The 18,846-nt window shown below is 35.9% G+C and carries 18 protein-coding genes; 8 read left to right on the top strand and 10 right to left on the bottom strand.

What is annotated here, in order from left to right; genetic code table 11:
* Nucleotides 1–7 precede the first annotated feature (7 nt).
* On the top strand, nucleotides 8–1,345 hold the full coding sequence (locus LEP1GSC059_RS18740; RefSeq protein ID WP_017214781.1) for an LIC11996 family lipoprotein: 1,338 nt from the start codon (nucleotides 8–10) through the stop codon (nucleotides 1,343–1,345).
* Between the two features lie 85 nt (nucleotides 1,346–1,430).
* On the top strand, nucleotides 1,431–1,646 hold the full coding sequence (locus LEP1GSC059_RS18745; RefSeq protein WP_002177752.1) for a hypothetical protein: 216 nt from the start codon (nucleotides 1,431–1,433) through the stop codon (nucleotides 1,644–1,646).
* 61 nt (nucleotides 1,647–1,707) lie between these two features.
* On the opposite strand, the gene LEP1GSC059_RS18750 is transcribed toward LEP1GSC059_RS18745, so the two are convergent.
* From LEP1GSC059_RS18750 to LEP1GSC059_RS18765, 4 genes are all read right to left on the bottom strand, one after another.
* Entirely contained in the window at nucleotides 1,708–2,136 is a 429-nt protein-coding gene (locus LEP1GSC059_RS18750; RefSeq protein ID WP_020981210.1) for a PaaI family thioesterase, read from the bottom strand.
* Between the two features lie 150 nt (nucleotides 2,137–2,286).
* Complete coding sequence (gene rktP / locus LEP1GSC059_RS18755) at nucleotides 2,287–3,408, bottom strand: Arg-Lys translocation region protein phosphatase RktP (RefSeq protein ID WP_017214783.1); 1,122 nt, start codon at nucleotides 3,406–3,408, stop codon at nucleotides 2,287–2,289.
* 1 nt (nucleotide 3,409) lies between these two features.
* Nucleotides 3,410–4,210, bottom strand: coding sequence for a twin-arginine translocase subunit TatC (tatC, locus tag LEP1GSC059_RS18760; protein WP_017214784.1), 801 nt, complete (start codon nucleotides 4,208–4,210; stop codon nucleotides 3,410–3,412).
* Entirely contained in the window at nucleotides 4,207–4,464 is a 258-nt protein-coding gene (locus LEP1GSC059_RS18765) for a Sec-independent protein translocase subunit TatA/TatB (RefSeq protein ID WP_002177747.1), read from the bottom strand. The genes tatC and LEP1GSC059_RS18765 overlap by 4 nt, the downstream gene beginning before the upstream one ends.
* A 605-nt stretch (nucleotides 4,465–5,069) precedes the next feature.
* On the opposite strand from LEP1GSC059_RS18765, the gene LEP1GSC059_RS18770 reads away from it, so the two are divergent.
* The 6 genes from LEP1GSC059_RS18770 (at nucleotide 5,070) to LEP1GSC059_RS18795 (ending at nucleotide 11,508) form a co-directional block, all read left to right on the top strand.
* Nucleotides 5,070–5,879, top strand: a complete 810-nt coding sequence (locus tag LEP1GSC059_RS18770; RefSeq protein WP_002177737.1) for a hypothetical protein — start codon at nucleotides 5,070–5,072, stop codon at nucleotides 5,877–5,879.
* A 50-nt stretch (nucleotides 5,880–5,929) separates the two neighbouring features.
* Nucleotides 5,930–6,244 (top strand): thioredoxin, encoded by a 315-nt coding sequence (trxA, locus tag LEP1GSC059_RS18775; RefSeq protein WP_001970524.1) that lies wholly within the window; start codon nucleotides 5,930–5,932, stop codon nucleotides 6,242–6,244.
* 21 nt (nucleotides 6,245–6,265) lie between these two features.
* Nucleotides 6,266–8,425 (top strand): cAMP/cGMP-dependent 3',5'-cyclic-AMP/GMP phosphodiesterase, encoded by a 2,160-nt coding sequence (locus LEP1GSC059_RS18780; protein WP_002177792.1) that lies wholly within the window; start codon nucleotides 6,266–6,268, stop codon nucleotides 8,423–8,425.
* 17 nt (nucleotides 8,426–8,442) lie between these two features.
* Nucleotides 8,443–9,573, top strand: a complete 1,131-nt coding sequence (locus LEP1GSC059_RS18785) for an acyl-CoA dehydrogenase family protein (RefSeq protein WP_002177692.1) — start codon at nucleotides 8,443–8,445, stop codon at nucleotides 9,571–9,573.
* A 39-nt stretch (nucleotides 9,574–9,612) separates the two neighbouring features.
* Nucleotides 9,613–10,791, top strand: a complete 1,179-nt coding sequence (locus tag LEP1GSC059_RS18790; protein WP_155243475.1) for an Lsa36 family surface (lipo)protein — start codon at nucleotides 9,613–9,615, stop codon at nucleotides 10,789–10,791.
* Between the two features lie 105 nt (nucleotides 10,792–10,896).
* On the top strand, nucleotides 10,897–11,508 hold the full coding sequence (locus LEP1GSC059_RS18795; protein ID WP_002177709.1) for a hypothetical protein: 612 nt from the start codon (nucleotides 10,897–10,899) through the stop codon (nucleotides 11,506–11,508).
* A gap of 663 nt (nucleotides 11,509–12,171) precedes the next feature.
* Here the strand turns inward: LEP1GSC059_RS18795 and LEP1GSC059_RS18800 are convergent.
* The 6 genes from LEP1GSC059_RS18800 to LEP1GSC059_RS18830 all read right to left on the bottom strand — a co-directional run bounded on the left by LEP1GSC059_RS18800 (nucleotide 12,172) and on the right by LEP1GSC059_RS18830 (nucleotide 17,870).
* The gene (locus LEP1GSC059_RS18800; RefSeq protein WP_020981151.1) at nucleotides 12,172–13,464 is read right to left on the bottom strand and encodes an MFS transporter; all 1,293 of its coding nucleotides are present in this window, start codon (nucleotides 13,462–13,464) and stop codon (nucleotides 12,172–12,174) included.
* A 76-nt stretch (nucleotides 13,465–13,540) separates the two neighbouring features.
* A complete protein-coding gene (locus LEP1GSC059_RS18805) occupies nucleotides 13,541–13,900 on the bottom strand; it encodes a phasin-related domain-containing protein (protein ID WP_004423924.1) in 360 nt (119 codons plus the stop codon).
* 86 nt (nucleotides 13,901–13,986) lie between these two features.
* The gene (locus LEP1GSC059_RS18810; RefSeq protein WP_002177793.1) at nucleotides 13,987–14,559 is read right to left on the bottom strand and encodes a bifunctional nuclease family protein; all 573 of its coding nucleotides are present in this window, start codon (nucleotides 14,557–14,559) and stop codon (nucleotides 13,987–13,989) included.
* 58 nt (nucleotides 14,560–14,617) lie between these two features.
* Nucleotides 14,618–16,489: an alpha/beta hydrolase gene (locus LEP1GSC059_RS18815; protein WP_002177772.1), complete on the bottom strand. Its 1,872-nt coding sequence runs from the start codon at nucleotides 16,487–16,489 to the stop codon at nucleotides 14,618–14,620.
* A gap of 351 nt (nucleotides 16,490–16,840) precedes the next feature.
* Entirely contained in the window at nucleotides 16,841–17,227 is a 387-nt protein-coding gene (locus LEP1GSC059_RS24455; RefSeq protein WP_235592142.1) for a hypothetical protein, read from the bottom strand.
* Between the two features lie 163 nt (nucleotides 17,228–17,390).
* Nucleotides 17,391–17,870, bottom strand: coding sequence for an LIC11966 family lipoprotein (locus tag LEP1GSC059_RS18830; RefSeq protein WP_004429171.1), 480 nt, complete (start codon nucleotides 17,868–17,870; stop codon nucleotides 17,391–17,393).
* Nucleotides 17,871–18,846 lie beyond the last annotated feature (976 nt).

The raw sequence follows: 18,846 nt of genomic DNA on the forward strand, positions 1-18,846 counted from the left end.
ATTGATTATGAAAAAATATTATTTTATTCTAATATTCTTATCATCTTTAAATTGTTATAAGTTTGAAGAAAGTTTTTGGGATCCCCAAGGAACTTTCGGCTTGCTTAGAATTTTAGCTTCTGCTTTCAACGGTTATACAAATTTTATGTTAAATAAATATTCCGCCTTTCGATATGCAGGTACGGATACATATATTTCTTATATTCGTAGGAATTTCGGTAGTTCGAACGATCCTAGAAATAGAATCGATCTGATCATTGCAAATGCGGATGGGACCGATATGATTCCTACAAATGTCCCGATGGTAGGAGAACAAGTTACGAGTATGATCGGATTTGGATTCAATCCGATGAACTCTAACAATTACTCGATTCTTTTTGAAGTCAAAACCGTAGATTCTTCAGGTGTTTCTACTTACGAATATTATTATTGGACTGGTTCTGTACTTCCAAGGTCTGGATCTAAAATGACATTTACAAAAGTATCTACTTCGATTTCAGGAGAAAAAATTGTAGGCTTTGGAACGTATAACGTAGGTGCAACGGAGAAGGTGGTATTTTGTGAAGAACCTCCTTCCGGAGGTACAACTACTTGTTATAACGTAGATAACGATTTTACCAATCGGGTTACAATTGCGGGTCCGATCAATACAAAATGTAATTACGTAATCAGAAATAATGCCGTAGGTTGGTGTGTGGATTCTCTGACTAGTCCCAGTTTTTCGTTTTATGCTACTGATGGAACGGCTAACGCATTTGGAGTATTGCCAGTAGGTTTGGTTGCAAATTACAAAACTGCTCCTTTTGATACGTTTTCTGGAAGCGATCATTTCGATATACAATCCGATTTTACTCAGTCGCATTACATTGAACATACGAACGATCTGGCCCGAATCACTACCACCGCGGGGGATTTAACTTCGTTAGGTGGTCCACTTACTTCTCCTGGAAGTTCTAATCAGTCAACTGTTGCGGCTTCGGGTATTTTAGCTACAGATGTAATCAATCCGGTCCGTTCTTTTAATGTTGGAGCTTCTACATTTTTATCATTTATTGCAACTCCTAATTCCTTGACGGCTCCGTCCGCTTATTTGTATCGAAGTATCAATATTGGAAGTTCTTGGGAAAAGATTGATCTAACCGGTTTGGATTTACCTGCTCTGGAATTTACGGAAGACCGGGCACCAAGTTATATGTCTGCGTTAGGCGTTTTTGGAACAAATTCTGGAACAGAAAAGTTGCATGTGTTTATCAATAAAAAAGGGTCCGGTTTGAGACGTTATGTTTCCACAAATAATGGGGTTAGTTGGGCTTTGCAGGAAACAATTCGGGTGACTTCCGAATAAAAAAAATCTATTTATTTAGAAAAAAAGCTTGTACTTTCGTTCGGATATTTGGAACATTCATTCAACAATTTTTAAGGGTGTTTTCATGCAAGAACAAGCTGCAAGGTTTAAGAGTCAGTTGGAGAGATATATTAATTACCGTGGTATCGATATTGTATTACATCTCAAAGACGGTTCTCGTGTGGAATTGGATCGGAATCGTAAAATGGTAGGAGAACAAATCGTTTATTTTCCTTCTAAAAATCTGACCAGTGCGGTTGAACTTGCAAATATCAGTCGTGCGGAATTTTTTGTAGCTTAATCAAGATTTTTTAAAAAATTCTAAACTATTTTTGAATTATTGATAAATAATTTAGAATTTTTTAATTTTCTAATTTAACTACCCAGGTGGAAAATAATTCCGCTACTAAATTTTCTTCTTCGTCGAAAGCCTGAGAGTGTAACTTGACGATTGAACGTTTTTGATTGGTAATTTCGCTTTGAATTCTAATTTTTCCTTTTGTAACACTTTTACGATATTTGATTTCTGCGGATGCGGTTGCCATAAATTTATATTTTAAACCGGAAGATCGGATCCAAGCGGCCATAGCGGCTCCGGCGGAACTATCCATCGCCGAAAAAAGAGCGCCTCCATGAACGATCTTTACCGGATTGAAAAAAGTATCATCGACTGAAATTTCATATTCACTTTTTCCTGGACTAACAGAAAGAATTTTATAACCGATTTTATGAGAAAAATGATCCTGTTCTTGAAAATATTCTGCAAATTCTTGGGTATTTGCTTCCGGCATTGAGTAAAATGGATTCATACAGAATTAGATTTTTTATGAGAATTTCTTTGTCAATTCATACAGAGTTTGAATGGTTACGCAAAAGTAAAAAGATAAAAAACATGATTTGTGAAAATACGTTATGATTAAAAATTTAAAAAAACGATTGAACTATTCATTTATAGGAAATGGTTCTATTAATCTATTAATTGTAATTGCAAGTAACGCGGATGTTTCTAAAACTTTTTTTCCGTATTTTTTTTCTAAGGTTCTACCAAAGTCTAAAATCAGATCTCTGGAATTTTGAAAATTTTTACCTGCTAAGACGTTTTGAAATTGTTTTGTGAATTCAGATGCGGAAACCCCGATCGCAGAATAGATTCGGTCCGAAATTAAAACCCAGTATTCGTCCGTTTTTAAAACTGTTTTATGGATTTCCAAGTCGGCTGTTTTGTAATCGAAATAACGCGTTTCATTTTTTTCCAAAGGAATGAATTCATTATTTTTGTAAATGAATGCGGGGAGTTCTTGAAAGTGAATATATCCCAGTTCTCCGGTTTTAGTTTTAAGATAAAAAAGTGAAAGATTTAAAAATGGAATGGGCATTTTGGAAAGAATTTTACCGATCTTAAAAACTAATTCTTCTCCCGGAATTTCATTCGTTTCGTTGGCTAAGGAAAAAATTCCTTCTAACCTTGCTTTAAATGCAGATTCTAAAATTCCAGGACTCGAAAATCCTGCCAAAATACCAACACAACCGTCTGCACTTGGAACTACGCTCGTATAATCACAGTTAGAGTTTCCGCTCATTCTGGGAAAAAGTGAAACGTCCAAATTTAAAATTTTAGGTAATTGGATTCTGTAAAAGGCTCTTTGAATTGAATCCGCGATTTCTTTAGTTACTTCGCCTAACGTTTCACTGGAAGGATTTTCCTTCGATTCTTTTTGTTGAAAAAATTTCAAACGAAAAGCACGAACTAATTCTCCGATTTCATCGTTCCTTTCTTCTGCAGGAGTTTCTTCGTAGACTTCGTTTCCCCAGTCTTGAGCAAGAGTTACCAAAGAACGCATCGAAGAATAAATTAATTTTATAAAATAGAATACTAAGGAAGCGATAAGAGTTGAAAATGAAATTGAAAGTGCAAGACGAAGGGAAAGTGAAATAACCTTTTGTTGTCCTAAAGGAGACTTAAGAATGATATCGTCTGTAATCGTATAAATCAGAAAGAATAAAAAACTCAGAACGAAAACCGCGATCGATAATTTTAGTTTAGAAGGAATTTTTGTTACCAAGCTATTCTCTCTCTATTATTTTCATGAGAACGATAGACACTATAAACAAAACCGTCAAAGGGACAAATAAGAATAACATCGAAATCAAGTCTGGTCCCGGAGAAAGAACGGCGGCGGTAATTGCAAGAATTATAATCGCTTCTCTCCATTTTGAAAGAAGGAAGGACGAACGAATGATTCCTAAACTGCCAAGAAGAATGAGTACAATCGGAAGCTGAAAAGATAAACCGAAAATCAGATGGATGTTGAAAAAAATTTCGTAATATTCATCGATTGGAAGTCTGGCTTCTATATCGAGAGGTCGGAAGTCGATTAGAAAAATTCTTAAAAGATTTTCGAAAGCTTCTTTCCAACAGAGCCAAACCCCGAACCAAAACAGAAGTGTGCTAAAAAGGATTAGGAATTTACCATACCGATTTGCTTTGGAATCGAGCGCGGGAGAAATAAAACCCCAAAGAAAAAAAAGAACAAACGGAAGACCCAATAAAATAGAGATCATAAATGAACTCTTCAAGTAGATCATAAATGGGGCCATCAGATTGATCTGATAGAATGTAGCTTGCGGACCTAAGACATTTTTATAGGGTTGTGCGAGAATTTTGTGAATCTCTTCTCCAAAACATAAAGAAATTCCCATGATGATCGCTACTACAACTAAAGACTTGATAAGAACCATCCGGAGTTCTTCCAAATGATCTCCCAAGGTCATATATTTTTCCCTGTCTCTTGGTACGGATTCTTCCAGAGAGGGAAGGTTTTTTGATTTTTTCTTTTTAGCCATTCCGTGAATGGGTTTCGTCAAGAGGATTTCGACTTTTTAGATTTAGGAACTTTTGTTTCTTCTTTCTGAACCGACCTCTCTTGTTCTTGGCTGATTTGTTGGGAAGAATCATCTGATTCACCTGTTAGGGATTTACGAAACGATCTGATTCCATCTCCTAAATCTTTTGCCAAAGAAGGCAGTCTCTTTCCTCCGAAAAGTAAAAGAGCGATGAATAAAATGAGTAGAATTTCAGTCCATCCAAGTGATCCGAAGACTGCTAAGTGTGCAAACATATTCAAATACCTCAACAATTGTTAGGTGCAAAAACTGGAGTCATTTATAGAAAACGAACAATGGTTCTATAAAATGAATTTAAATCGGCCAGACTCCAATCAATCGACTTAAAATGGTGCGTCTCTTTGTTAGACTTTTACTTCGCTTTTATCTGTCAAATAGTAAGTAGTTAAATCGAGTTCAAAGTTTTAGGTTCTGTCTTTAATATAAACTATAACTTGTAGAGTTTTACTTGTGTGAATTCCCACATTTTTGGATTTCCGGGAAATAATTGTTAAACTTCTTATTTTGAAATTTTTCTCTAAAAGATGTCTTTAAGTTTTAGTGTGGGAACTCGCACTAATTTTTCGTGGGCCGTGATCCTAAGTAATGAATAGAATGTTTGGATTTTGTGTCTGAACTGAACGGGTTGATTTTTAAAATTTATAATCCAATAGTGAAATTGAAATCTTAGGTTTTAAGTCGTAAAACGTGTTTAAAAACATTCGGATTTGATTGTTTGGGAGAAAGAAATTTTTTCAAAAATGAGATAATTTGGATCGGTTCTTGTCCTTTTTCATTTTGAAAAAAACCGATATTTTAAGTATATACCAGTTGGGAAAAGATGGCACTCAACAAAGAACAAAAACAAGAATTTGCGGAGAAACTAACGGACTTCAAAGTCTATTTAGATGATCTCAAAAAAGAAAGTAATCTATTTAAGTCTCAATTGAGAAAAGACCCTAGATTAGAGCCTTACTATCAAATCGCTCTATCTGTAAACGCGATCAAAATGATCAATACCTGTCTTTTGGTCAATGACCTAAGTGTTGCGATCTTAGACATCAAAAGTGATACGTATTTAAATACAGGAAGGAAAGAAATTTACAATGCGATTTCCGGAATGGAAAAAGTAGTAGGCGCCGATTTCGAAGGAAGTTTAGCGGAAAATAAAGATTTACTAGCAAAAATTCCAGAATTTTTACCTGTTCAAAGATTAAATTTTATCAAAGCAATTCGTCAAGTAACGAACAAAACGATAGACGCTTTTGGAACGAATAGTAAGTGGAAATGGAGTTTTCCAGAAATTCATTTTAAAATTGCAGTACTATGTAAAAACGTTTTTGATTTCCGCGCATTTGAAAAAGAAAGAGATTTAGAAAATCCTCACTACTATATTCGGCAGGAACATTTTAATTTGATTCTAGAATTATGTAACTACGCTGCACAGGAATACCGAGCTAAATTTGATCTTTCTACCCAAGACGCAGGAGATTTGAAAAAGTCCATCGCAATGTTAGAAGTAAACCGTAAAATTTTACAAACTACAGGCGAAACGGAAGACTTAGAGAAGACAAAAACTTTGATCGAATCTCTCCAAGATAAAGTCGAATCCATAGAAGCGGATAAGGACAAAAAGAAAAAGAAAAAATAGACCCTGTGAGTCTGGTCTGTATTGTAGGAAAAAAGGAGAAGGAATCAAAGATGGCATTGGCAGAAGTCAACGATACAAATTTTAAAAGTGAAACGTCCGGGGGATTGGTTCTCATCGATTGTTGGGCGGAGTGGTGTGGCCCTTGTAGAATGGTAGCTCCGGTTCTGGAAGAACTTTCCGGTGAGTTGGATGGATTGGTAAAAATCAAAAAATTGAATGTAGATGATAATCAAGATACAGCCCAAAGTTTGGGAATTTCTTCCATTCCTACATTGTTGCTTTACAAAGACGGACAACTTGTCGATAAAGTAATTGGAGCGCTTCCAAAAGCTCAAATTAAGAATTTTATAGAAAGACATAAATAATTTTTTTACTTCTTTATTATTATGCTGAAAGAAACATACAAAGGTTATACGGAATTGCCTAGAGGAGGGTATCTCATTGATACTTCCGAGGGATACCTTCAAATTGGCTCTCCACCAGAAACGATTAAGGATACGATGGGGCTTGAAAAAAAGTCCCCTTTGGTATTTATCTTACCCAATAAATTCTTTCATGTGGAAAAGGGAATCAGTACTGCAGAACTAGAATTTCCGATCTACTATAACTTCTTTTTAAGACAGAAAAAAACATTTATCGTTTGTACGGAAGAACAAAGAACTCAGTTGATTACTGTACTCAAAGAGTCTCTTATGGGGCCTGATAATATCAGCCTCAAAAGTGAGTATCTCAACGGAGAACAATCATTCGGATTTCCGGATATGAAAGCGGAAATGGCTTATTTTCGTGGATACAAGGGGTTAGACGATGTAGTCGATTTTAAAGTATTCGATGCAGAAAATAAAGTACATTACGGAAATGTAATTATTGGTAAATTACAAAACGGAGACTTTCTTATCCAGGACGGGGAAAGAAAAATTGAGGTTCCCGGAGAAGTAGGATTCAATATCAAATACGATATTGGAGAAAGGCCAACTGAACCGTTTCAAGCTCCGCTTCTTGCAATCACTTGTCTTGGACCTTCTCACGGATTTGATCCGGAGGATAACACTTCTGGTTTTATTATATGGTTAAATCACCAAGGAATTATGGTGGATCCTCCCGTAAATTCAACGGAGTGGTTGCGTCAGTCGAATGTAAATCCTAAACTCATCAACCACGTTATTTTAACTCATTGTCACGCTGACCATGACGCAGGTACGTTTCAAAAAATCTTAGAAGAAAACAAGATTACAATTCACGCAACTGAAACCGTGATGGATAGTTTTCTTAGAAAGTATTCCGCTCTGACTAAAATTCCTAAAAAGGAATTACAGGAACTATTTCACTTCCAACCGATCATTATCGGAAAAGCAACTATGATCAACGGAGGAGAATTCAATTTTCATTATGCACTTCATTCTATTCCTTCCGTAGGTTTTGAGTTTTTCTTTCAAGACCAGTCTTTTATTTATACCTCGGATCATTTAAACGAACCTGAGATTCACGATAAAATGTATGCACAGGGAATCCTTCCTGAATCTAGATGGAAATTTTTCAAAGAGTTTCCCTGGGAAAGAAGGATCATCTATCATGAAGCTGGAATTCCTCCTCTTCATACTCGTATCAGTTATCTAGCTTCTCTTCCCGAAGAAGTTCAGGAAAAAATTACAGTGTACCATATCGCAAGAAAAGATATGCCACCGGGAACTAAGTTGAAACTTGCGAAGTTTGGGATCGAAAACACTCTTTATCCTGAGATCACACCGCCGAAACATATCGAAGCTTACAACCTTTTGGACGTATTGACTCAAATTGATATATTTCACGGATTCCCGATCGAAAAAGCTAAAGAGTTTTTACTCATAGTAAACGAAGAAAGATATAAACGAGGAGATCAAATTATCCGTAAGGGAACTCCAGGTGATAAATTTTATATCATTGCATCTGGAAATGTCAAATTTGAAGGACTCAATCAGGATGAAACTGGTCAAGGGCCGATCAAACGATATGGAACGTATGAGTATTTTGGAGAAGCGTCTCTTGTGTTGGACTTACCACGTGCAGCCGATGTTTATGCGGAAACTGACGTGTTGGCACTTACGATCGAAAAAAATAAATTTTTACAGTTCATACGTAATTCAGATTTAAAAAATAACCTAACAAGGTTAAACGAAATTAGAGATTCTAATTCTTGGAAGGCATTGGCCGAATCCAGACATTTCCGGGGATTGACCAGTCATCAGATTACTCAGTTAGAATTGATCATGACTCTGCATAAAGTGAACGAAGGTTCAATCCTTGTAAGAGAAAAAGAATTTTACGGAGATGCCTACATTATCCGCAGTGGAAAAGTAAATGTCTATCAGAACGGTAATTTATTAGCCGAACTGACGGACGGAGACTTCGTTGGAGAGATTTATAATATCTCTAAGAACTTTGTATCGAATTATACGTTTAGAGCGGAAACGGATACTGAATTATACTCCATTCGGCAAAATGATTTGATCGACTATGTGAAGAAGAATCCAGGCGTTTACATGAGAATGAACACAGTCTACGCGTAGACGTTTGGGAGAAATGAATGGATAGAATTCTTCAATTTACGGAAGAACATGAGTCTTTCCGTACAATGGCTAGAAAGTTTTTCGAAACGGAAGTTGCACCGAATCACGAATCCTGGGAAAAAGTAGGAGTTGTCCCCAAAGAAATTTGGAAAAAAGCAGGAGCAAGCGGTCTTTTATGTCCAGATGTTCCTGTGGAATACGGCGGGTCCGGTGCGGATTTTTTATATAATGTAATCGTAATTGAGGAATCTTCAAGAGTAGGAAATAGCGGTTTTTTTATATCTCTTCATAACGATGTAATTGCACCTTATGTTACGACTTATGCAAACGAAGAACAAAAAAAACGTTGGTTGCCTGGTTGTACAACCGGAGACAGTATCCTTGCCGTTGCTATGACCGAACCCGGAGCAGGTTCCGATTTAAAAAGTATTAGAACTTCCGCTATTGAAAAAAGCGATCATTACGTAGTAAATGGACAAAAAACCTTCATTTCCAACGGACAATTGGCAAATTTAATCATTACGGCTGTTAAACATGATAACGGCACGATGTCCCTTTTGATGGTAGAAGAAGGAATGAAAGGTTTTGAAAGAGGAAGAAGATTAGAAAAAATTGGTCTGAAAGCTCAGGATACTTCGGAACTGTATTACAATGACGTGATTGTTCCTAAGGAAAACTTGATTGGAAAACAAGGACAAGGTTTTCGTTATCTCATGCAAAAGTTGGCTACGGAACGATTGGTTCTTTCCATCGCAGCCGTAGAAGCGACAGCACTTGTACAAAGAATTACCCTTCAATATATTAAAGAAAGACAGGCCTTCGGAAAGAAAATCGGAACCTTTCAGAACATTAAATTTAAAATGGCTGAAATGGCAACGGAACTGGAGATGTGCCGTACTTTCGTCGATAAGATTACTCTGGAAACTATAGCTGGAAGATCAAATACCGCAGAAGCCTCTATGGCAAAATGGTATTCTACTGAAATGCAAAAACGTCATACGGATGAATGTTTGCAGTTCTTTGGTGGTTATGGTTATATGATGGAGTATCCAATTGCGAGAGCGTACCTGGATGCGCGAATTCAGACAATCTACGCGGGAACTACTGAAATTATGAAAGAGATCATAGGCAGAAGCCTAGGACTCTGAAATAAATTTCTAAGGGTTCCCGTCAAATGAAACGGGGTAATGATGAATACCTGCCGCAGTTTAGTGATAGGAAAGTTTTTTCCTATTTTAGTTTTTTCTTTCATTGGATTTTTGACCCCGGCCAATTCGCTGATTGCACAAATCGAATGTAGCGGTGCAGCTTGTGCGATCATTCCGAGTAATATTTCTTCTCAGTTTAACGGACTGGAATACGAGATTCGTACAAAGTATTTAAACGAAGTAGTCGACTCTATGGAAGATGCAGCCTTGTTGACAACGATCAATTCTTCCATGATGGGTAACGGATCGATCAACCGATTTCAAGTTGGAGCAGGACTTTCCGCGGCGGGAGTTAAAAATGACGACATACAGATTCAATATGGTGGAATTACTCTTCCGAATCTACCGAATGGAGGCGCTTCTCTTGCTCCTACGTTGATGGCTGGAGTCAATTTAGGTTGGTTGACTGGAAGCGGCCCCGCCGATCAGAAAGATAAGGATGAAAAAGGTGACGAAGGAAGATCTTTTCTTCATAGAATCAATATCTTTGCTCATGGTTTTCAAGGAAAGTTGGATCAAGGAGATTTGAAAGAGCTCAATGATCAATCGGATCAATATAAATTTTCGGGCAATTATAATTCTTTTGGGGCAACTGTTCGTTTTCAATTGATTCGAGAACGTTATACTCGTTTGGATTTTTTTGGTTTTACCGGTCTTAGTTTGGGGCTCGGATTTCATCGTAAGACTGAAGAAATGAATTTGGGTTATTCTCCTTCACAGATACCTAAAATTTCGTTTGGTCCCGCCACAGGACGTTGGGATGCAGACTTTGCTTTGGATTATAGATCTAGATCTCAGTCTTTGCCGATTGATATTCGAACTGGAGTTCGTTTGTTTTATTTTCTTACGATTTTTGTAGGAGCGGGGATGAGTCAAAATTCCGGAAATTCTAATATTCATTTAGGTGTGACTGGTCCGATGGTACTTACTTTAGATGCCGCCGCCGCTGGCTTGCCCATAGATTTTTTAAAAGGACAGACTGCCAGTTCGGCTGGAAATCTTGCCATTCGAAGTCATGGGGACGCAAAAGCTAAGGACAGCGTAAATTATCTTTTAGGGGGAGTAGAAATCAATCTACTCACCTTTAAAATTTTAGTGGAAGGATTAGTTTCTGATAAAATTTATTCTGCGAACGTAGGTGTTAAGTTTGCTCTTTGATAAAACGGTACGTTTTTTGCAATCTTAATAAATAGATCTTCGTAAACATTTGCTTTTTATGAAGATTGCTTTAGAAATAAACAGAATGTATTTGAGGGAACCGTAATGATCCAAACATCCACAGAATCTTCCGTTCATATTTCTTGTATTCCAAGAGACGGCTCCTATGCGTTGAAAGTGAATATCTCCAATAACGAAATAGGAATCATCTATAGAGTTACCGCAGCTCTTTTTGTGAGAGGTTGGACAATTGAAGAAGCAGTAGCAGAAACTTCTCAAGATGGTTATATTAGCGATATTTTCATCGTTAAAAGTGTAGAAAATCTTCCGATGACAGAGGAAGCCCTTCATCTTATTCAGAAAGATTTGAAAGAAATGTTTTTCCAAGGTGTTTCCGTTTTAAATTACTTAGAAAGATTTCCGGAGAAAGCCGAATATCTGAAAAATAAAGAAAGAAATCCTATCGAATTGTTCTTATTCAATTCACAGGGAAGCGATTGTACCGTCATGGATTTGAGAATGAAAGATAGACCTGGTATTATTTTTGAAGTGTCTCAACTTTTGTTTTTATATGGTATCGATATTCTTTCGTTTAAGGCGGTGACTGATTCTAATTCAGTTCGAGATATGTTTTTGCTTCGATTAGAAAACGGAAATAAGTTAGACGAATCTCTTCATTTTGAAAAATTAGCAACTGTTTTAAGAACTATTCTGTAAGTATAAGGGCCATTCTTAAAACTCTTCTATTGAACGTAAGTTTGTGGAGAAAATGAGAATTGGTTTTCCAAAAATGTGAGTTTCTAAAATTTTAGAATTAGTTTGTAAAATTGCGATTTGCAGTAGTTCCTACAAATTTAGTCACATTACAAATTTTTAAACATTTATTTTTTGTATGAGTTCCTACAAATTTTAGAATTAGTTCGTAAAATTGCGATTTGCAGTAGTTCCTACAAATTTAGTCACATTACAAATTTTTAAACATTTATTTTTTGTATGAGTTCCTACAAATTTTAGAATTAGTTCGTAAAATTGCGATTTGCAGTAGTTCCTACAAATTTAGTCACATTACAAATTTTTAAACATTTATTTTTTGTATGAGTTTCTAAAATTTTAGAATTAGTTCGTAAAATTGCGATTTGCAGTAGTTCCTACAAATTTAGTCACATTACAAATTTTTAAACATTTACTTTTTGTATGAGTTCCTACAAATTTAGGAATTGATCCATAAAGTCCAGATTTCAACTTTTTTCAGAAAAATAAATTCCTTATACCCGCTCACGTTAAAAAATAAAATAGAATCGTATCATCAGTTATCTGTATAAGAATTTTTCAACAATTCCAATGTAGGAGCTCATACAAAAAGTAAGAGATCAGTAGTTTTTAGATTCTATTCGTTTTTGGTTGTTTTAATTTCCATATAAAAAGAAGAAATAGAAAGCTAACAAGTCCGGAAGTCAAAAACGAGACTGCGGGACCTTTGCTAAAGTAAATTAAACAAAATACAAAGGGGGCCATTCCTCTTCCCAAAGAAGCGAAACTTCTAAACATTCCCAGGTTGGTTCCTTGTTCTTCTTTTCCGGATACAAGAGAGACTAACGTAGATAAGGAGGGATGAAGCAACGCACTTCCAGAAGCTAAAAACGTAAGTGAAATAAAAAGTTGATAAGAATTAGAAACGAAGTATAAAATAAAAAAACCTACTAATAAAAAGAAAGTTCCGAAACGAATTAGTTTTGTTTCGTCAACTTTTCCGGATAATCTTCTAAAAACTCCTCCTTGAATCAGTACGATAATCATTCCTATATAAACAAAAGTAAAACCGATTTCTGTAGGTTCGTAGTTCAAAAATTGACTGAGATAAAAATTGATCGAAAATTCAAAACCAGAAAATGCGAATACAAAAACGAAATAAAAAATAGAATATAAAACGACTTCTTTATTTTTCGAAGTGAAAACTCCTAAAATCGGATGAATTTTTTTTCTTTCTAACAAATCTTTTTGATCGAATGTTTCCCGAAACCAAAAAAGAATCATGAGCAAATTGATTAACGCGATGATTGTAGCGGCAAGAGCCGAAGCAGGAAATACGGTAAACGTTAAATCTGGAAACATAAGTTTCAAAAAATCTAAATTAATTTTAGCGAATAATCCTCCGATTGGAGGACCTGCGATAAAACCTAAACCCACACCGGCGCCTATCATTCCCATTCCTTTGGCTCGATCTTTTTCGTTCGTAATGTCCGCCATCGCTGCAGAAGCTACAGATATGTTTCCTCCCATCGCTCCTGTAATCACTCTGGATAAAACGAAAAACGAAAAACTTCCCGAAAACAACCAAATTGTATAACCCAAAAAACTTCCAAAGCTAGTAAGAACTAACACAGATTTACGGCCTAAATGGTCTGAGACTTTTCCCCAGATTGGTGCAAATATAAATTGTAAAATGGAATAGAGACTTGCTACGATCCCACCAAAAAGAGCGACAAATAAAGAGCGATCTCCGGAAGAAACTTCCAACAAAATTCGAGTCAGATCCGCAAACCGATCTAAAACAGGATCTCCAGATTGAGTAAGAAATATCTTTAGAGTTTCTGGAAAGATGGGAAAGATTACAGAAAATCCCATCATGTCTATGAATACTGTAAAAAAAAGTACAAAAGAAGTTTTATTCATACGAGGTAGGCAGGGCTTGAAGACAATAGTCTTTCAAGCTGTTTACCTTGTCTTAACATTTTCAGAAAAAGTAGGATTATTGCTTTTTACTTAAGAGATGTTTTAGTTCATCTAAGGTATTTTTTGCGGCTGCTTTGAGAGGTTCTGGAATAGAAGATTCAATTTCAGCAGAAAGCCGAATAAAATTTTCCTGAAGTTTTGCAAACGCTTGTTGTCTGCTTTCTTCTCCCTTTGAAAGAATTTCGGTTGCATCTTGAACCGTTTTATTGAGAAGTTCTCGAACCCTGTTGGCTTCCAGACTTTTGTTGATTTCACCTTTAGCCCTCAGTTCCTGGTAGATTGTATCCAATTCGGCCAGGGACTGTTTAACTTTCTCTTCTCCGTTTTGAAATAGTGCGATTCCTGCGTTTAGAATATCCATCAATAACCTTTCCAATTTGATTCTCCTTTTAATCTACCGGTTGAGCTTGATAACTGATACCGGTTCTAAGTCGTCTCTTTTTTAAAACTATATCAAGAAAATTAAGAATTCTCGATTAACTTTTTGATCTGATCCCGAATTCGTGCGGCGGTTTCGTAGTCTTCGGTTCTGAGAGCGTTATTTAAAGATTCTTGTAATATTTCCAATTGTGTTTTGGGAAGTTGGGAAATTTTTTCTCTCGCGATAGATTCGCCTGGAATTTCTTCGTCTTTCATTTCGATTCCGGCTTCTTCAATTACTTTTTTAGCGAGATAAATCGGAGCGTTGGCTCTAAGCGCTAGTGCGATGGAATCGCTTGGCCTTGCATCCAATACGATTACGTCTTCGTCTTTGCGGAGAGTAATTTTCGCATAAAAGGTGTTATCTATAATTTCTTCGATCGAAATTTTAATGATACTTACGTTTAAAGTTCCAATAAGTACTGTCATCAAATCGTGGGTCATTGGTCTAGGTGGTTTTGTTCCATCCAAAACTGAAGTAATGGAATGAGTTTCTAAAGGCCCAATAAAAATCGGGACAACTCTAGAATCGGAATCGTCCTTCGTTTTGAGAAAAACCGCAAAGCCTACGTTTGTCAGAGAAATATCCGAAATTTTTGCTTCTACAAGATCCATTCCCTTGGAGGCTATCCTTCTAATCCTTTGGTGTCAAATTCTTTACTTATTGGGAAAATTAATCCAATTTCTGGATCCAATCGTGAAAGCCAGAGCACATTTCTCGAACCGTTGGCATATGAAATAGAATTCCCAAATGTCCTTGATCGAATTTTACGATTTGATTGTTGGAAGAAGGAAGGGCTCTTAGCTCTTCTTCCACCGAATTTACTGGAACAATCTTATCCAACGTGCCTAATACGGAATAGATCGGAAGCCGGAAGTTTCTTTGTAATTCCGTGTAATTGATAGAACCGTCGAAGGAAAAAAATGCGTGGTCTTTGCTCAATTGAGAACGGATAAATTGTAGAATCACTTTTGTAGATTCTTCGCAAAAAATATCTTCGATTAGAAAATACCATTCCGGAGGAGAAATTTGTCTGTAACCTACGAAGTCTCTCAAGTTCACAACCTTCGTACTTAGCTCGAACGAAACCGTTCTTAAAGAAGAATGAAGGCCCAATAAAAACTTGAAGAATTTATTCAGATCTACGGTAGGAAGAGTGGACTGAAGAGAAAAAGTAGTAATATCAAAAAGGAAATCAGAAATCGATTTGGCTGGTAATAAGCTGAGTCCAGTTTTGAGAGCGCTCATCCCTGGAATATTGGTTCCTACAGAAACAAAGTTGGGAGAAGTAACTGAGATAATTCCAGAAATTACTTCTTTGGGATCGGGAAGAAGAACTTTGTTCTGAGGATATTTGGCGATAAAGGTTTCATAAGCGGATACATAATAACGAGGAATCATTCCTCCCATACTATGCCCCATGACTACGATCTTTTCTTTAGGAAAACTTTCTCGAATCCAGTTGAGCACGGCTGGAAAATCTTCTTGGATGAAATCGTCTATTGTCCAACCTTCTTTGATACCATTGTAAGGAAGTGTTTGTCTGGAACGGCCCCGCATATCCATAGAAAAAACTCGATAACCATAATTGAGGGCCATTTCTCTCGCTACTTTGTCCATCACAGATCTTCTACAGAAAAAACCTGGAATCAATAGAAGAATTTTTCCAGTACCATTTGTTTTCTCCGGTTCAAATCGTTTTAGACTGACCGAAAAACCATTGTTAGACGGTATGATATAACTCGCATCCAAACGATAAGAACAGTTATAAGTATGGCAATCGAATATGATTGAAGTAACTGGATGTTGTTGTCCGCCGGTTCGAGTGTAATAGAGATGTTTTGCGTAAGAATGAAGGTCCGCCTTTTCAATATTCTTCTTAGCGATATAAGGATCTGCTTTATTATCCATTTCTCGCGCGACTACAAAGTCTACAACATCGTAAAAAGAACTTAACTGTTCTCTAACTTCTTCTCTTTGTTCGTCGCTCATTCTGTCTCTGCGAATTCCCCAGATCATACCGATTGGATTTCCTTTTACAAAAAGAGGAATTCCAGCAGCGTAGTTCATGGTGCCGGAAAGAAGGTGTCTTAAGTTTGGATGAATTTTATCGTCTTTGAGACTACTAAAAACAACTTCGGGACGTTTTTTAGTTTCTACAGAAATGATTGCTTCTCGGATAAAGTTTGCGGAAAGATTATCTTGATCCTGGATGGAAACGGGGAGGGTTCTATTGATAAATTCTTGAATGTCTTTGAGACCGATTCTGGTAGCGATCTCTTTCATTTTAAAATGAGTCGCGGAAGCAACTATTTTTAGATTTTTATCTTGGATCGCTTCGAATACGGCGTAATTGAACACCGGTTGATTGTTTGTAAAAGTTAATGCGACAAATTTATTTACAAAAGAAGACCAAACTTTTTCCAAAAACTTATAAGTGGTTCCGGGAATAGGAAAGATAAATATGTCATCGGCCGCAACGTTAAGTCCGCTTTTTCCTCTTCTTTTACGAGATGTGTTTTTTTTTTCTAAAACTCCAGCCATACTACTGCCAGGATTATCGGTGAAAACTTTTGTGCCAACCTGGATTTAAACAAATTTTTAGTCTTTTTAAGCGAATTCTTTCTAAAAAAATTCAGGTTTAAACGAATTGAAATTGGAAATAAAAATTATAAAGTGAGTAAAAAACTTTTTGATACTCAGAAAAATATTTTCTTTAAAAAATAGATTCAAAAATTATAAAATACTATTGTATCAAATATCTGTTTTTATAATATAACTCCGAGCGTGCCTGCGACAATGGAATTTTCCTTTTCTGAACGATTGTAAACGACTTGATGTCGCATGGCCGCGTCTCTCCAAGTTTGCGCATATGCGGGATTGTTAAGCGAAGTTTTATTTGTGATCCATGGATCGAGTTTTAATCTGTGATTGATTTGAGATTTCGATTTGAATATTTACTTTTTCTAAAGTGGATATTAAAACGAAAAGTTCTTTCAATACTTCATCCGGTTTTTTGAAGTAAGGAAAGTCAATGTGTTCCGCATTCAGGAATTTCAATCGTTCCGGATTGATTTTACGCAGGCGGGAAAGAATCAATTTACCGGTCATCTTAAGCGCATTTTGAATCGCCCTTATAAAATCGGAACCCAAAGCGGTATAAATTTTTTTAAATCGATCGTCTCGATTTGAACGGGGCAGTAGAAGCCGATGTCCTTTTCCCGGTACGGTTTCGGTTTTCCGACTCGGATCCGAAAGATATGTTTTTTCTTTTAAGATCATTTGTTGAGAGTTGTTTGATCCTTTACAAAAATAAAATATACTGATCGAAAACAAAATGAAAATGGAAAGTAAGGGTTTTGTATAAAACGATCGAATCAATTGCTTTCAAGATACGGCGCTTAAATAAAAATAAGACGCCGCATCTTGGTCTGCGAATATAGAGTTATTGACTCGTGTATTCTTTTGCGAACTTATCGGACGCTGCGTTCAGAGTGTTTGCAGCCTTTTCGAAATCTTGATTGATTCGATTGAGAACTTGATTGATTTCGTTTCCATCTGCTTTGTCGCCTAAGCCGCGTAATTCGATCAAACGTTTGTAGTCTTTACTCACGATGTTCAAATAAGTTTCGAGCGCTTGCACACTCGCATTTTTAAAACTTGCATCACCTTTGAAATCGCCGATTCCTTTCAACTTATCAAGGGAAGAAACGAGTTTGGTTTCCCAAGCCTTTCTAACACTTTCCGCATTTGCGAGGTCTTCTTTTTCCATCGCAGCGTTTAACGCGTCCAAGTCGGTAATGGAAGAATTTAAAACTTCCATAATCTTGTTGTTGTAGTCGACCGGATCCTGTTTACAGCCGGAAGCCAAAAGAAAAATGCAACCTAAGGTTGCGGCAAGTTTAAGTATGTTCTGTGTTTTCATGTCGGTAATATCTGAATCGTAACCGGGAATTACAATGATAAACCGGGTTAAAAAAACGTAGGTTTTTTGCGAATTATAATTTTGATAGGTTTCTTTGTTTTGCCGATAAAGTTCAATTTAAAATCACTTCGAATTATAATTCGTCGTGAATTTGTCAAAAACCGGTACGAAAACTTGGGTATTTCTTTTTAGAGGTGAGTGGGACTTTTTTTATTCAAATTTGGGCGTGTCCCTACTGTATTTTAGTTTTTTAAAAAAATCTTTTGAAGAGAGACCGCAGGGTCGCGTTTTCTAATAAGCTCGCGTATTTATTTTGTAAATCGGATAGAAATTTTTAAACCGTATGTTTTAATCCATGAGTTTCAAATCTAAGATTTTAAGTAGAAAGAGTTTGTTTTAAAATTCAATTTTTCTTCCAAAATTTTTTAAAAGTAAAATAAAGACCTGGAGCAGAACGAGTTGAAAAGAAGTGATCTCAAAATGTGGGAACTCATACAAAAATTGTAATAACAATAGTATTTTATAAGTTTCTAATAAAATACAGATCTCCCACAAAGCAGTTACATCTCAATATTTGTAAATTTTCCAGTAGTTTATTATTGAATTTTCGTAATCTTGAAACTTGAACTTTCCAGAGATAAATTTAAAAAAATCGTAAATGAGTTTTATAAAATCATTGAATGTAAGTTTGTCAAGGAGCTACGTTTTTATTTAACTGAATAAAAAATAGAGTTTTTGGAAAATTCTATAGTAAAGATTAGCAAAGCTGCTTCAATCATTCATTTAAATGTAACGAAAATAGATAAAGAATTAATTTTTTAACAATTCTAATGTATAAGCGATTACTTTTAGAAAAAAATTTTTATTTTCTTATACTAAATTTAAGTCAACTTAAGTTAAGTTTTAGAAGTTTAGAATATTCTGTTAAATTATTGAAATTCAATAAATTAACTTAGACTCAAAATAAAATTTTATC

Origin of the sequence: Leptospira noguchii serovar Panama str. CZ214 (genome assembly GCF_000306255.2) — a bacterium.
GTDB lineage: Bacteria > Spirochaetota > Leptospiria > Leptospirales > Leptospiraceae > Leptospira > Leptospira noguchii.